This window comes from Blautia sp. MCC269, from assembly GCF_018785655.1.
Classification (GTDB): domain Bacteria; phylum Bacillota; class Clostridia; order Lachnospirales; family Lachnospiraceae; genus Blautia_A.
Window position 1 is genome coordinate 237682 of sequence record NZ_WQQE01000039.1, and the last position, 14467, is coordinate 252148.

Here is a 14467-nt window from a genome sequence, read left to right on the forward strand (position 1 = left end):
TATTTTAGCACAATCTACAACTGGAGGGAGGTTAGGTGTGAGTCTATGTCAAACGTTATCGTAAAAGAGAACGAGACTTTAGATAGCGCTCTTCGCAGATTCAAGAGAAGCTGTGCTAAAGCGGGAATCCAGCAGGAAATCCGTAAGAGAGAGCATTACGAGAAGCCAAGCGTTCGTCGTAAGAAAAAATCTGAAGCCGCAAGAAAACGTAAATATAATTAATTGTGCGCAAAAATCCCTGGCTGTATGGTCAGGGATTTTTAATTAAAAAGAGACGCAAGACCGTTTGACAAAAGGAAAAAAGTATGAATTTGATTATCAAACTAATTATCAAACCATTGCGATCGCTCCTGAAGTTATTATTTAATCGAATTTTTTATGTAGCTCTGGCTCTGGTAGTACAGTTGTCATGGCTGTTGATCGCTCTTTTCCGGCTTATGGAGTATTCCAGATGGGTGACGATCGGAATGCAGGTTGTAGGATTTCTGGTCGTTCTGTGGATCGTAAACAAGAAGATCAATCCATCTTATAAGCTTGCCTGGACGATGCTGATCCTTATTTTTCCGGTATTTGGTGTTTCCCTGTACCTTCTGTTCGGTAAATCCAGGATCGGTACTGTAATGGAACAGCACTATCAGAATCTGATCGACGAGACCGCGGAATATCTGGAAGGATCGGAATGCACCAGAAAACATCTGAATGAAGATGACCGTTCCATGAGGATCCAGTCGGATTATATCTGGCAGTATTCCAGATATCCGGTCCATGAGAATACAACCGCAGAGTATTTTCAGGTAGGAGATGATATGTTTCCGGTTCTGGTGCATGAGCTGGAACAGGCGAAACATTATATTTTTATTGAATACTTCATTATCAATGACGGAGTAATGTGGCAGACAATCCTCAATATCCTGGAAAAAAAGGCAAAAGAAGGTGTGGATGTCCGCCTGATCTATGATGGTTTTGGCTGCCTTACCACATTGCCATACAAATATGATCAGGAAATGCGCCGGCGTGGGATCAAATGCGAAGTCTTTAACAAGTTCCGCCCGATCCTGAATATTATCCAGAATAACCGTGACCACCGTAAGATCTGTGTGATCGATGGCTGGACCGGTTTTACCGGCGGCATCAACCTGGCAGATGAATATATCAACCAGCGGAACCGTTTTGGCCACTGGAAAGATACTGCAGTTATGCTGAAGGGCGAAGGTGTCTGGAATATGACGGCCATGTTCCTGTATATGTGGGGAATTGTTACCAGAACGGATACTTCCTCTGATTTCGGAAATTATGTTCCACACAGATGGCATCCAGACGAGTTTACGGGCAGTGGTTATGTCCAGCCATTCTGTGATTCCCCTCTGGATGATGAGGTTGTAGGCGAAAATGTTTACCTTAATATTATCAACCGTGCCAAAAACTATGTTTATATCTGCACGCCATATCTGATCATTGATAATGAGATGATGACGGCGCTCTGCCTTGCGGCAAAAAGCGGTGTGGATGTCCGGATCATGACGCCTGGAATTCCGGACAAAAAAATGGTATTTCTTCTGACCCAGTCCTACTATAAACAGCTTCTTGAGGCAGGAGTAAAGATCTACGAATACCAGCCGGGATTTCTGCATGCCAAGTCGTTTGTCTGCGATGATAAGGTAGGTGTTGTGGGAACTATCAACCTGGACTACCGGAGTCTTTATCTGCATTTTGAAGACGGTGTCTGGATGTATAAGAACGATGTGATTCTGGACATCCGGGATGATTTTCTGGAAACACTGGAGTACTGTAATGCCATTGATCTGGAATTCTGCAAGAAGAGAAATATTATAGTACGTGCCATCCAGAATGTGCTGAGAGTTTTTGCGCCACTGTTATAAAAACTCTTTGACAGACAAGTGTAAATTCTGTATGATATACCAGACGGGAGTTAAGCGCTCCCGTCTGATATTGTCTAATGGAAAATATTTTATAAAGATACATAAGAAATTTTATTTATTGGAGGAATTGATTTGAGCCAGAATAAAGAAACAGAGATCCAGCTTCAGTACATTGAAAAATGTAAAGAACTTCTCGCAAAAAACAGTGCGAAACATCCCACCTTCCACATCCAGAATGAAGGATGTCAGATGAACTCCATCCAGACGGAATCCATTGCAGCCATCATGGAAAAAATGGGATATGAGATGGTAGATACCGAAGATGCCGACGCAGTTGTGTTTAACACCTGCACAGTCCGCGAGAATGCCAACCAGAAGATCTACGGACACCTGGGCCATTTAAAGAGTATCAAGCGTAACCATCCGGATATGAAGATCGTACTGTTCGGATGCATGATGCAGGAACATCACGTGGTAGAAAAGATCCGCAAGGATTATAAATATGTAAACCTTGTATTTGGAACCCATAATATCCATAAATTCCCGGAGCTTTTTTACCGGGCATTACAGACCGATGACCAGATCATTGATATCTGGAAAGAATCCGATGAGATCGTGGAGGGTATGCCAACTTCCCGTAAATATTCCTTCAAGACAGGCGTCAGCGTAATGTTTGGTTGCAATAACTTCTGCAGCTATTGCATTGTTCCTTATGTCCGTGGCCGTGAAAAGAGCCGTGAGCCTCAGGCCATTATTCGTGAGATCGAGGAGCTGGTTGCAGACGGCGTTACAGAGATCATGCTCCTTGGTCAGAACGTAAATTCCTACGGAAAAAATCTGGAGACACCTGTTACCTTTGCAGAACTTCTGAAAGAAGTGGAAAAGATCGAAGGACTGAAGCGTATCCGTTTTATGACTTCCCATCCGAAGGATCTGTCCGACGAACTGATCCAGACTATGGCAGAGAGCAAAAAAATCTGTCATCACCTGCATCTTCCACTGCAGTCTGGAAGCAGCAGAGTTTTAAAAGAAATGAACCGTCGTTACGACAAGGAGAAATATCTGGAACTGGTAGATAAGATCCGTAAGGCGATCCCGGATATCTCACTGACAACGGATATCATGGTCGGATTCCCGGGAGAGACAGAAGAAGACTTCCAGGAGACACTGGATGTGGTAAGAAAAGCCAATTACGATACGGCATTTACATTTATTTATTCCAAACGAAGCGGAACTCCGGCTGCCGGCATGGAAAATCAGGTGCCGGAAGACGTGGTAAAAGACCGTTTCGGCCGTCTTCTTGCACTGGTACAGGAGAAAGGACGGGAGAATTCCTCACGTTTCCAGGGAACCATTCAGGAAATCCTGGTAGAAGACGAAAACCGTGAAAAAGGTACGCTCACAGGCCGTACCCAGCATAATCTCCTGGTACATTTCCCGGGAGAAAAAGATCTCATCGGCAAATATGTAAAAGTAAGCCTGGATACCTGCAAGGGATTTTATTATTTCGGACACATTGTGGAAGAGTAAATTTTATTCAGAAAACATGGTTTTATATTGCCCGCTCATTACCAAGATTGGATGAGCGGGTTTTTTTATTTGGACAAATGGTTAATAAGGTTTTTATAAAAATGCAGTTTTTTTATTGACAAATACCCCATGAGGGTATATATTGTTCCATGTAAAGAAGATACCCCATGAGGGTATTTCTGTGAAAGGAGAGACAGCCTATGTCTGAAAAGAAAGCCTGTCCCTGCTGCTGTGAAAAACACACTGCACGTTCAGAGGAGGAGAAAAAAAAGCTGATCAACCGTCTGAAACGTATTGAAGGCCAGATCAGGGGCATTATAGGAATGATGGAGAATGATGCCTACTGTAATGACATCCTGATCCAGTCTGCCGCGGTCAATGCCGCAGTGAATGCGTTTAATAAAGAGCTGCTTGCCAGCCACATCCGTACCTGCGTTGCCAGAGATATCCGGGAAGGTAAGGATGAGACCATCGATGAGCTGGTAACAACCCTCCAGAAGCTGATGAAATAAAGGGACATACTAGATTTTAGGAGGTACTGAAAGGAAATGGAACAATATAACGTAACCGGTATGAGCTGCGCTGCCTGCTCTACCCGTGTGGAAAAAGCCGTATCCAAGGTTCCGGGAGTGAGCAGCTGTTCAGTCAGCCTTCTGACCAACTCCATGGGAGTGGAAGGAACTGCTTCCCCAAGCGAGATCATTGCCGCTGTGGAAGCCGCTGGATATGGTGCATCCTTAAAAGGCGCTGCCGGAGAAAAAATCTCCATGTCTGCAGCGGAAGAAGCACTGGAAGATCATGAGACTCCGGTTTTAAAGAGACGTCTCATCGCATCTGTAGGATTTTTGCTGGTGCTGATGTATTTTTCCATGGGACATATGATGTGGGGATGGCCGCTGCCGAAATGGTTTGACGGCAATCATGTAGCCATGGGACTGGTACAGCTGCTCCTGGCCGGCATCATCATGGTGATCAACCAGAAATTCTTTATCAACGGATTTAAGAGCCTGTGGCACCGTTCTCCCAATATGGATACTCTGGTAGCCCTTGGCTCCATGGCATCTTTCCTGTGGAGTGTCTATGCACTGTTTGCCATGACAAGAGCACAGGTAGACGGAGACTCTGCCGCAGTTATGAATTACATGATGGACTTCTATTTTGAGTCCGCGGCCATGATCCTGACACTGATCACCGTAGGAAAAATGCTGGAAGCCCGTTCCAAAGGTAAGACTACCGATGCACTGAAAAGCCTTATGAAACTGGCACCAAAAACTGCGGTTGTAGTACGAAACGGGCAGGAACTTACCGTTCCCATCGAACAGGTTCAGAAAGGAGAAACTTTTGCTGTCCGCCCGGGAGAGAATATTCCGGTGGATGGAGTGATCCTGGAAGGAACTACTGCAGTCAATGAATCTGCGCTGACCGGAGAGAGTATTCCGGTGGACAAAGAAGCCGGAGATATGGTTTCCGCGGCAACTGTGAACCAGTCCGGATTTATCAAATGTGAAGCAACCAGAGTGGGAGAGGATACCACCCTTTCCCAGATTATCAAGATGGTCAGCGACGCGGCAGCCACCAAGGCACCGATTGCAAAGATCGCAGACCGTGTTTCCGGTGTGTTTGTACCGGCAGTGATCACCATTGCAGTGATCACAACCATTATCTGGCTTCTTACCGGGCATCCTTTTGGTTATGCACTGGCAAGAGGAATTTCCGTGCTGGTTATCAGCTGCCCCTGTGCACTTGGTCTTGCAACACCGGTTGCCATTATGGTCGGTAACGGTATGGGTGCCAAGAACGGCATTCTTTTCAAGACAGCCGTTTCTCTTGAGGAAGCCGGAAAAGTCCAGATCGTCGCACTGGATAAAACCGGAACCATTACAAGCGGCCAGCCGGAAGTAACCGATATTCTTCCGGCAGAGGGAGTCACAGAAACAGAACTTCTCACACTTGCCTGTGCACTGGAGAAAAAAAGCGAACATCCTCTGGCAAAAGCAGTTCTCAAAAAAGCAGAGGAAGAGAAACTTGTCGCAGATGAAGTAACCGGATTCCAGGCACTTCCAGGAAACGGACTTTCCGCTGTACTTGGCAGTGACAAACTGACCGGCGGAAGTATGAAATTTATCAGCAGCCAGACAAAGGTTTCCGCAGACCTTGATAAGAGAGCAAAACAGCTTGCAGAGCAGGGAAAAACACCTCTTCTTTTCACCCGAAATGGAAAACTTCTGGGAATTATCGCAGTTGCGGATGTGATCAAGGAAGACAGCCCACGTGCGGTAAAAGAGCTTCAGAACATGGGAATCCGTGTGGTTATGCTTACCGGTGACAATGAGCATACCGCAAGAGCCATCGGAGCCCAGGCAGGAGTTGACGATGTGATCGCGGGGGTTCTTCCGGATGGAAAAGAGAGTGTGATCCGTTCCTTAAAAGAGCAGGGGAAAGTTGCCATGGTGGGTGACGGTATCAACGATGCACCGGCACTTACAAGAGCAGATATCGGAATTGCCATCGGCGCAGGGACAGACATTGCCATTGATGCGGCAGATGTTGTTCTGATGAAGAGCCAGTTAAGCGATGTTCCGGCAGCAGTACGTTTAAGCCGTGCCACAATTCGGAATATCCACGAGAATCTTTTTTGGGCATTTTTCTATAATGTAATTGGTATTCCGCTGGCAGCAGGCGTCTGGATCCCGATTTTCGGATGGACACTGAATCCGATGTTCGGAGCTGCAGCCATGAGTCTTTCCAGTTTCTGTGTTGTAACAAATGCGCTGCGCCTGAATCTGTTTAAGATCCACAACACAGCCAGAGACAAGGCGATCAAAAATCCGGTAACATTAAACATCAGTCATGATGAAAATAAAAAAGAAGAAAAGGAGAACAAAACAATGGTAAAAGTAACAGTCAATGTAGAAGGAATGATGTGCGGACACTGTGAGGCACACGTAAACAAAGCAATTCAAGCGGCTTTCGGAGCAGAGGATGTGGTATCTTCCCACGAGAATGGAACAACTGTATTCACAGTACCTGAGAAAGTTGACGAGGCAAAAGTGGAAGAAGTGATCAAAGAAGCCGGTTACGAGTTCAAGGGAATCACTCAGGAGTAATGAATATAAAAAAACGTGTACCTGTGTTAAATGATCAAAAGTTTTAAACGATCTACAAAAAGAAACAGTTCTGCATAAAAACAGAGCTGTTTCTTTTTTGTATATGATTGTATAGAAACCGGCATCCTGAAATATAATAAACAGAGAAAATGAATGCTGTCCGCAGATCTTCTCAGACCAGAAAGGGGGATATTTTTGAAAAAAGATACCAGAAAACTGATCACCTGCATTGCAGTGCCTCTGGCGACCGGAGCTGTTTCCGGTTTTTTTACCAGAAACGGAATGAAAGTATTTGCAACATTAAATAAGCCTCCCTTATCGCCGCCAGGATGGCTGTTCCCGGTTGTATGGACGATTCTTTTTATCATGATGGGGATTGCTTCGTTCCTGATCGCATCCAGGCCCAAAAGCAGAGCCAGAGATAAGGCTCTTACTTTATATGGGATCCAGCTTGCTGTGAATTTCCTATGGCCGTTTTTCTTCTTTGGGGCAGGATGGTATGGCTTTGCATTTCTCTGGCTTATTTTTCTGTGGGGACTTGTATATTGCTGTATCTGCACATTCGGGGATTTTTCCCGGAATGCTGCATATCTGATGGTCCCGTATCTGGCATGGCTGACTTTTGCCGGTTACCTGAATCTGTTTATCGCACTTTGGAACTGACGGAACATTTGCCTCACGCATAAAATGCTTTCTGCTTTTATAAATCCGGCTAATATCATTATAATTTATTCTGAAAAAGCAGGAATATCCGCCGAATTGATTGTTATTTACAATTCTCTTATGCTATACTGATAGCGATTATGGATGTACGAACGATACCAGGAATCGTTAATACTATGGAAGCAGAGAGGAGCACATTATGAGCGGATTTTTTGGAGTAGCATCAAAAGACGACTGTGTACTGGAACTTTTTTACGGAGTGGATTATCATTCTCATCTGGGAACACGCCGCGGCGGTATGGCTGTTTACGGAGAGCATGGATTTGACCGTGCCATCCACAACATTGAGAATACACCTTTCCGTACAAAATTTGACGGAGATGTGGGTTCTATGAAGGGAAATATGGGAATCGGATGTATTTCTGACTATGAACCTCAGCCCCTTCTGTTCAGTTCCAGAATTGGAAGCTTTGCCCTTACTTTTGTGGGAAAGATCAATAATTATGATGAACTTCTGCAGCGGATGTACGATACGACCAAGGTACATTTTCAGGAGATGACCAACGGAACTGTCAATGTGACAGAACTGATCGCAGCTCTGATCTGTGAAAAGGATAATTTTGTGGAAGGTATCCAATATGTGCAGGGGCTGATCGACGGCTCTATGACACTGCTTCTTATGACAAAAGACGGAATTTATGCAGCCCGTGACAAGATGGGCAGAACTCCGGTGGAGATCGGTCACAAAGAAGGTTCCTACTGCCTTTCCTTTGAGAGCCATGCCTACATTAATCTAGGTTATGAAGACTATAAGGAACTGGGACCGGGAGAGATCGTTTTTGTTACTGCAGATGGAGTGAAAACTCTGGTAGAACCTGGAAAGAAAATGAAAATCTGTTCCTTCCTCTGGGTTTACTACGGATATCCGACAGCATCTTATGAAGGTGTAAATGTGGAAGAGATGCGTTACCGCTGTGGAAGCATGCTTGCAAAAAGAGACGGAGATTCCGTTCACCCGGATATTGTAGCAGGTGTTCCGGATTCCGGTATCGCTCATGCCATCGGATATGCCAATGAATCCGGCATTCCATATGCCAGACCATTCATTAAATATACCCCAACCTGGCCCAGATCTTTTATGCCAACCAATCAGAACCAGCGTAACCTCATCGCCAAAATGAAACTGATCCCGGTACGTGCGCTGATCAAGGACAAAAAACTTCTTCTCATCGACGATTCCATTGTACGTGGTACCCAGCTTCGCGAGACAACCGAATTTTTGTACCGCAGCGGTGCAAAAGAAGTTCATGTCCGTCCTGCCTGCCCGCCGATCATGTACGGATGTAAATACTTAAACTTCTCCCGCTCCAAATCCGAGATGGAGCTGATCGCACGTCAGGTCATCGAGAAGAGAGAGGGACCAAACTGTCCGCAGGAAGTACTGGACGAATACGCAGATCCACGTACAGAGAAATATGAGCAGATGGTGCAGGATATCTGCAAGATGCAGAATTTTACGACTCTTCGTTATCACAGACTGGATGATCTTCTGGAATCCATAGGTATTGATCCGTGTAATGTATGTACATACTGCTTTAACGGAAAAGAATGATAAATGTATAAAAAAGGCTTTCCTGTCAGAGCTGGTCTGACAGGAAAGCCTTTTTACTTTCTGGATATCCGTTTGATTTAATAGTATACGGTATACATACGGTAAATTTTGTGAGGTAACAGATATCTTTTTCCGTTATAAGTTCTGTACGGCACGATATAAAAATAAGTACTTCCTGAGGAAGAAGATCTATGTATTGTTACAGAAGTCCTGTTGGCAGCTAAGGTTGCTGTACGTCTGTAGCCAGAATTAGGACTGGTAGATTTATAAACATAATATCCACTGATTCCATAAAGTCTGGACCATTTAACGGTTAAAGCTGATGCTGTGCTTTTTACTGTTTTTAAATCTCTTGGTGTACATACAAATGCATCTGAATCAGTACTGTATATTCTCTGTCCGTTTACCCATCTGTAACTCCATACAGATACAAGATAAGCAGTATTGGCATTCTTTTTTGTGGAATAATTGACGTTGTACTTTCCAAAAAATTTGGATGCTGACTTTTTCGTATTACAGTTGTAGATTCGCAGTTTGTATCCATCTGCATTGCTTACAGTTTTCCAGCTGAGATACATACGTCCGGTACTGGTCATCTCTGCATTCTTTATGGTTGGAATTGCCGGGCGTGCGGCTGCGGAAACCGGGATCGCAGATGAAATAAGCATCATAACTGCCAGCATGCAGACCAAGAGTTTCTTGAATTTTTTCATTATTCATACCTCCTTCATAATTATAAGAAAATTATAAAATAGTAACGAATTTCTGTCAACATTTCTTTATAAGATTGGTCATTTTAATTCTAATTTATTTTCACAAAAAGTTATAACAGCATTCATTTTGGCAATTAGTCAGAATGCATTGGATGCGATACAATAAAGTCACGAAGAACAAACATCGTGAAAAAAGAAAAAGGAGCGAATACATTATGGTAAAGTTATATGATGGCGGCGCATATCTGGTAAACGGAACAGAGATCGTACCGGAAGCAGAAGCAGCCAAAGTGGAAGCACTCACTGGAAAAAAAGCAGAGAAATCTGAAGCAAGAAAGGGCACCATGGCTTATGGCATCATGGAGGCACACAACACATCAGGAAACATGGAAGGCACTGCTGAATCTGGACAAAGTCATTACATTCGGAAGTGTGGAAGGCAGATACGATGTCTGTATCGAAGATACCGGTAAAGATGAAATGGTAAAAACATTAAAAAAGCTGTACGAACCAGTTGGCCTGGAAAAAGAAACTGTCAGATAACTCCCGGTTGCATTTTGGGGACCTGCGGCTTATAATAAAATGCGGATATATCTTTTGTGGTATATCCGTGTTTTTTATATCATAAAAAATTTTATTCAGGAGGAAAAACATGATTTCTCCCGTAAAAGCCATAATATTTGATGCGGACGGTGTCCTTCTGGACTCTCTTTCTATCTGGAGGGAACTTGGAAAACGATATATTACAGATCTTGGATATCACCCAATTGCGGGAATGGAAGAGATCCTTTTTCCCATGAGTATGGAGCAGGGAGCGGCATGGCTGAAAAGCAGGTTCGCTCTTGGGTTTTCCGAAGAAAAGATCGTGGAGGATCTGAAAGTTCGGATCCAAAACTACTATTTTGAAGAAGTTCCTGCAAAATCAGGTGCCAGAGAACTTTTTCAATATCTTGCTAGCCAGAAAATCCCGGCTGTGGTGGCAACTTCAAGCCCAAAAGAACATATCCGCCGGGCACTAAAGCGAAACGGACTTCTTCCTTTTTTAAAAGAAATTTATACCACCAGTGAGATCGGAGAAAGCAAATATTCTCCGAAGATCTATCTTACAGCAGCGAAAGTGCTGGGAACGGAGCCATCCATGACACTGGTAGTGGAAGATTCTCTCTATGCACTGCAGACCGCAGGAAAAGCAGGATTTCTGACTGCAGGCATCTATGACGCATTGGGAGAACCGGATCAGGAGCAGCTAAAAAAGGACGCACATATCTACTGCCAAAATCTGACAGAGTTACAGAATTATATATTTACAGAAAACGGAGGAAACGAAAAATGAAAACAGCATTAACCATCGCAGGCAGCGATTCCAGCGGAGGCGCAGGGATCCAGGCCGATATCAAAACCATGATGGCAAACGGGGTATACGCCATGAGTGCCATCACCGCACTGACTGCCCAGAATACCACCGGTGTCGCAGCCATCCAGAATGCAACGGCAGAATTTCTTGGTCAGGAGCTGGATAGTATTTTTACAGATATTTTTCCGGATGCAGTAAAGATCGGAATGGTTTCCGAAAGTGATCTGATCCGCATGATCGCCAAAAAGCTCCGGCAGTATCAGGCGAAAAATATCGTAGTGGATCCGGTTATGGTGGCTACCAGCGGTGCAAGGCTGATCAGTGAAGAAGCTGTGGATGTTCTGAAAGAAGAACTGTTTCCTCTTGCGGATCTTCTCACTCCCAATATCCCGGAAACGGAAGTGCTTACCGGACGAAAGATCAGAAACACCGATGATATGATCGAAGCTGCAAAACAGGTTTCCGAACAGTATCACTGTGCAGTTCTTTGCAAAGGCGGCCATAAGCTTAATGATGCCAATGATCTTCTCTATGAGGATGGAACATATCAGTGGTTTGAGGGAAAAAGGATCGACAATCCCAACACCCACGGAACAGGATGTACTCTTTCCTCGGCCATCGCATCCAACCTTGCAAAAGGATTTTCCATGGTGGAATCTGTAAATCGTGCCAAAGACTATATTTCCGGAGCTCTTGCTGCCATGCTGGATCTCGGAAAAGGAAGCGGTCCTATGGATCATGGTTTTGCAGTAAAGAACAGTTATACAGAGGAGGCATAAGGTTATGACAGTTACAGAACGGATCACCGCTCTTCGAAAACAGATGAAAGAAAAGGGAATCGATGCTTATCTGGTTCCGACCGATGATTTCCACGGTTCCGAGTATGTGGGAGATTATTTTAAATGCAGGAAATATATTACCGGATTTACCGGTTCTGCCGGAACTGCTGTCATCATGCCGGATATGGCGGGACTCTGGACAGACGGAAGATATTTTATCCAGGCCGCACAGCAGTTAGAGGGAACACCGGTTACCCTGTTTAAGATGGGGGAACCGGATGTACCGACGATCCATAAATTTCTGGAAGAAAACCTGAAAGAAGGGATGTGCCTCGGCTTCGACGGCCGTACTGTCAGCGCAGAGGAAGCCGGGAAATTGAAAAAAATCCTTCAGGGAAAACAGGTACGTTTTTCTGTAAATGAGGATCTGATCGGAAATATCTGGGATGACCGTCCGGCACTTTCCTGTGAACCGGTAATGGAATTATCCGAAAAATGGGCTGGAAGATCCAGAGCAGACAAGATCCGGGAAATCCGCAGCAAACTGAAAGAAAAAGACGCAGATCTCTTTGTCCTCACGTCACTGGATGATATTGCGTGGCTTTTGAACATTCGCGGAAATGATATCCACTGCTGCCCGGTAGTGCTTTCCTATCTTGTAATGGATGAGAAAGAAATCCGGTTTTTTGCCAATGAGAGGGCTTTTCCGGATTCTGTAAAAGAAGCTCTGGCCATAGATGGCGTTACCATCTATCCATATGATGATATTTACACTTATGTGCAGACGATCCCTGAATCGAAAAGGGTTTATCTTTCAAAAAGTAATGTAAACAGCCGTCTGGTCAGCAGCATTCCGGATGGAGTAACAATCCTGAATGGAGAAAACCTGTCCCTTCTTCCAAAAGCCATCAAAAATGAGATCGAAGTCCAGAATGAAAAAACAGCCCACATCAAAGACGGCGTGGCAATGGTAAAATTTATCCACTGGCTGAAAAAGAATGTGGGAAAGCAGGAGATCACCGAGCTTTCCGCAGCGGACAAACTCTATGAGTTCCGCTCCGGACAGGAGAACTTCCAGGGGAACAGCTTTGATCCCATTATTGCCTACGGTGCACATGGAGCTATTGTTCATTACAGTGCCACAGAAGAAACCAGTATTCCTCTGAAACCAGAGGGACTGGTTCTGATGGATACCGGCGGCCATTATCTGGAGGGAACCACAGACATCACCCGCACCGTTGTACTTGGCCCGGTTACCCAAAAAGAAAAGAAATATTTCACAGCAGTACTTCGTGGGCACCTGAACCTTGCAGCCGCAAAATTCCGCTATGGCTGTACCGGACTGAATCTGGATGCCCTGGCAAGAGGACCACTCTGGGCTATGGGAGAGGATTACAATCACGGAACCGGTCATGGCGTAGGATATCTTCTCAATGTACACGAAGGTCCTCAGAGCTTCCGCTGGAAAAATCTCGTGGATCGTCCGGCTCCTGTTCTGGAAGAAGGAATGATCACCTCCGATGAACCAGGATACTATGCGGAAAATGAATTTGGTATCCGCCATGAAAACCTTGTGGTCTGCAAAAAGGCCGAAAAAACAGCCTACGGTCAGTTTATGAAATTTGAACCTCTGACGCTGGTACCCTTTGACCTGGAAGGTATAGATCCCGAACAGATGGAAACCGGAGAGCGCACACTGCTCAACCAGTATCATGCCTTTGTATATGAGAAAATTTCTCCGTATCTGGATGAGGATGAAAAAGGCTGGTTAAAAGAAGCCACACAGGCAATATAAACCGGAATGAAATTTTATAGTCTGGAATTAACCTTTATATTTAACAAAAAATCCTTGACCTGAACCTGAGTTTAGGTTGTATCATAAAAGCAGTGAGATTTTTTATGAATATAACACAGGAGGGATTACAAATGGCACACAAAAAAATCGTACCTGGAACAGGTGGAGAACATTACATTCCTTATAAGGACCGTTCCGGAGAAAAATCCACCGTATATTTTACAGAGGATTTTTCCGCAGAGGGACTGAAGAAGATTTTTGAGCGTGTAAGCGGCAGCCTTAAGGGTAAGATTGCAGTCAAGCTTCACACAGGAGAGCAGCATGGACCGAATATCATCCCTGCACCGTGGGTAAAAGAACTGACCGCAGATAAGATCCCGGAAGCCCATATCGTAGAGACAAACACCTACTACGAGGGAGACCGTTACACAACGGAGAAGCATCGTGAAACTCTGAAGGTAAATGGCTGGACATTCTGCCCGGTAGATATCCTGGATGAGGACGGAACTGCCAAGTTCCCGGTAAAAGGCGTATTGTATTTATCAACGTTCTTCGAAATATGTCTGTTTCCTGCGACTGTGGGGGTGTTGGAGCAGCACCTGTCGTAACACCGAATATCGGAATCGTGGCATCTACAGATATCCTTGCAGCAGACCAGGCTTCTGTAGATCTTGTGTATACACTGAAGGATTCTGATCATAAAGATCTGGTAGAGAGGATCGAGACACGTCACGGACTTCGCCAGCTCAGCTATATGAAAGAAATGCACATGGGAAATGACAGATATCATCTTATCAACATTGATGAGGATGATAAAGAGATCCTCCCTGCAGATGCCGTAAAGAATGTAAAACCATTTCAGGGATAAGAATATTTCATAAAATGTGAAGAAGCAGTCAAGCGGATATTCGCAATCCGCTTCGCTACTTGCTTGATTTGGTTAAAACAGAAAAGGGCGCATGTATCCATAAAATGTGGAATTTCATGCGCTCATTTTTGTGTTATAATATAGAAAAATACAAACAGCGAGGTAC

General features: G+C 44.6%; 14 protein-coding genes. 13 read left to right on the forward strand and 1 reads right to left on the reverse strand.

What is annotated here, in order from left to right; translation table 11 throughout:
• Positions 1-45: 45 nt before the first annotated feature.
• From rpsU to GPK88_RS14080, 7 genes are all read left to right on the forward strand, one after another.
• Positions 46-222: a 30S ribosomal protein S21 gene (gene rpsU / locus GPK88_RS14050; protein WP_004222305.1), complete on the forward strand. Its 177-nt coding sequence runs from the start codon at positions 46-48 to the stop codon at positions 220-222.
• Positions 223-305: 83 nt separating this feature from the next.
• Positions 306-1880 (forward strand): cardiolipin synthase, encoded by a 1575-nt coding sequence (gene cls / locus GPK88_RS14055; protein WP_148447835.1) that lies wholly within the window; start codon positions 306-308, stop codon positions 1878-1880.
• 132 nt (positions 1881-2012) lie between these two features.
• On the forward strand, positions 2013-3410 hold the full coding sequence (miaB, locus tag GPK88_RS14060) for a tRNA (N6-isopentenyl adenosine(37)-C2)-methylthiotransferase MiaB (RefSeq protein ID WP_148447833.1): 1398 nt from the start codon (positions 2013-2015) through the stop codon (positions 3408-3410).
• Positions 3411-3610: 200 nt separating this feature from the next.
• Entirely contained in the window at positions 3611-3922 is a 312-nt protein-coding gene (locus GPK88_RS14065; RefSeq protein ID WP_148447831.1) for a metal-sensing transcriptional repressor, read from the forward strand.
• Positions 3923-3958: 36 nt separating this feature from the next.
• Positions 3959-6517 (forward strand): heavy metal translocating P-type ATPase, encoded by a 2559-nt coding sequence (locus GPK88_RS14070; RefSeq protein WP_173761669.1) that lies wholly within the window; start codon positions 3959-3961, stop codon positions 6515-6517.
• Positions 6518-6712: 195 nt separating this feature from the next.
• Complete coding sequence (locus GPK88_RS14075) at positions 6713-7180, forward strand: TspO/MBR family protein (RefSeq protein ID WP_244094390.1); 468 nt, start codon at positions 6713-6715, stop codon at positions 7178-7180.
• Between the two features lie 199 nt (positions 7181-7379).
• Entirely contained in the window at positions 7380-8792 is a 1413-nt protein-coding gene (locus tag GPK88_RS14080; RefSeq protein ID WP_148447825.1) for an amidophosphoribosyltransferase, read from the forward strand.
• 77 nt (positions 8793-8869) lie between these two features.
• On the opposite strand, the gene GPK88_RS14085 is transcribed toward GPK88_RS14080, so the two are convergent.
• Positions 8870-9505, reverse strand: coding sequence for a fibronectin type III domain-containing protein (locus GPK88_RS14085; RefSeq protein WP_148447823.1), 636 nt, complete (start codon positions 9503-9505; stop codon positions 8870-8872).
• A 215-nt stretch (positions 9506-9720) separates the two neighbouring features.
• Between GPK88_RS14085 and GPK88_RS14090 the strand changes: the two genes are divergently transcribed.
• From GPK88_RS14090 to GPK88_RS14115, 6 genes are all read left to right on the forward strand, one after another.
• Positions 9721-9978, forward strand: a complete 258-nt coding sequence (locus tag GPK88_RS14090; protein WP_148447821.1) for a hypothetical protein — start codon at positions 9721-9723, stop codon at positions 9976-9978.
• A 179-nt stretch (positions 9979-10157) separates the two neighbouring features.
• Positions 10158-10838, forward strand: a complete 681-nt coding sequence (locus GPK88_RS14095; RefSeq protein ID WP_021976954.1) for an HAD family hydrolase — start codon at positions 10158-10160, stop codon at positions 10836-10838.
• Positions 10835-11638 carry a bifunctional hydroxymethylpyrimidine kinase/phosphomethylpyrimidine kinase gene (gene thiD, locus GPK88_RS14100; protein ID WP_118062857.1) on the forward strand — a complete coding sequence of 268 codons (804 nt, stop codon included), beginning with the start codon at positions 10835-10837 and terminating at the stop codon, positions 11636-11638. The genes GPK88_RS14095 and thiD overlap by 4 nt, the downstream gene beginning before the upstream one ends.
• A gap of 4 nt (positions 11639-11642) precedes the next feature.
• A complete protein-coding gene (locus GPK88_RS14105) occupies positions 11643-13433 on the forward strand; it encodes an aminopeptidase P family protein (protein ID WP_118062856.1) in 1791 nt (596 codons plus the stop codon).
• Between the two features lie 131 nt (positions 13434-13564).
• Positions 13565-14041: a hypothetical protein gene (locus GPK88_RS14110; protein WP_215707956.1), complete on the forward strand. Its 477-nt coding sequence runs from the start codon at positions 13565-13567 to the stop codon at positions 14039-14041.
• The gene (locus GPK88_RS14115; RefSeq protein ID WP_442860232.1) at positions 13993-14301 is read left to right on the forward strand and encodes a hypothetical protein; all 309 of its coding nucleotides are present in this window, start codon (positions 13993-13995) and stop codon (positions 14299-14301) included. The genes GPK88_RS14110 and GPK88_RS14115 overlap by 49 nt, the downstream gene beginning before the upstream one ends.
• The last annotated feature ends 166 nt before the right edge of the window (positions 14302-14467 follow it).

Bases quoted from the DNA above. Each gene is read 5' to 3' on its own strand.
- rpsU (WP_004222305.1), top strand. From the start codon at position 46: ATGTCAAACGTTATCGTAAAAGAGAACGAGACTTTAGATAGCGCTCTT.
- cls (WP_148447835.1), top strand. From the start codon at position 306: ATGAATTTGATTATCAAACTAATTATCAAACCATTGCGATCGCTCCTG.
- GPK88_RS14065 (WP_148447831.1), top strand. From the start codon at position 3,611: ATGTCTGAAAAGAAAGCCTGTCCCTGCTGCTGTGAAAAACACACTGCA.
- GPK88_RS14070 (WP_173761669.1), top strand. From the start codon at position 3,959: ATGGAACAATATAACGTAACCGGTATGAGCTGCGCTGCCTGCTCTACC.
- GPK88_RS14080 (WP_148447825.1), top strand. From the start codon at position 7,380: ATGAGCGGATTTTTTGGAGTAGCATCAAAAGACGACTGTGTACTGGAA.
- GPK88_RS14085 (WP_148447823.1), bottom strand. From the start codon at position 9,505: ATGAAAAAATTCAAGAAACTCTTGGTCTGCATGCTGGCAGTTATGATG.
- GPK88_RS14090 (WP_148447821.1), top strand. From the start codon at position 9,721: ATGGTAAAGTTATATGATGGCGGCGCATATCTGGTAAACGGAACAGAG.
- GPK88_RS14095 (WP_021976954.1), top strand. From the start codon at position 10,158: ATGATTTCTCCCGTAAAAGCCATAATATTTGATGCGGACGGTGTCCTT.
- thiD (WP_118062857.1), top strand. From the start codon at position 10,835: ATGAAAACAGCATTAACCATCGCAGGCAGCGATTCCAGCGGAGGCGCA.
- GPK88_RS14105 (WP_118062856.1), top strand. From the start codon at position 11,643: ATGACAGTTACAGAACGGATCACCGCTCTTCGAAAACAGATGAAAGAA.
- GPK88_RS14110 (WP_215707956.1), top strand. From the start codon at position 13,565: ATGGCACACAAAAAAATCGTACCTGGAACAGGTGGAGAACATTACATT.
- GPK88_RS14115 (WP_442860232.1), top strand. From the start codon at position 13,993: ATGTCTGTTTCCTGCGACTGTGGGGGTGTTGGAGCAGCACCTGTCGTA.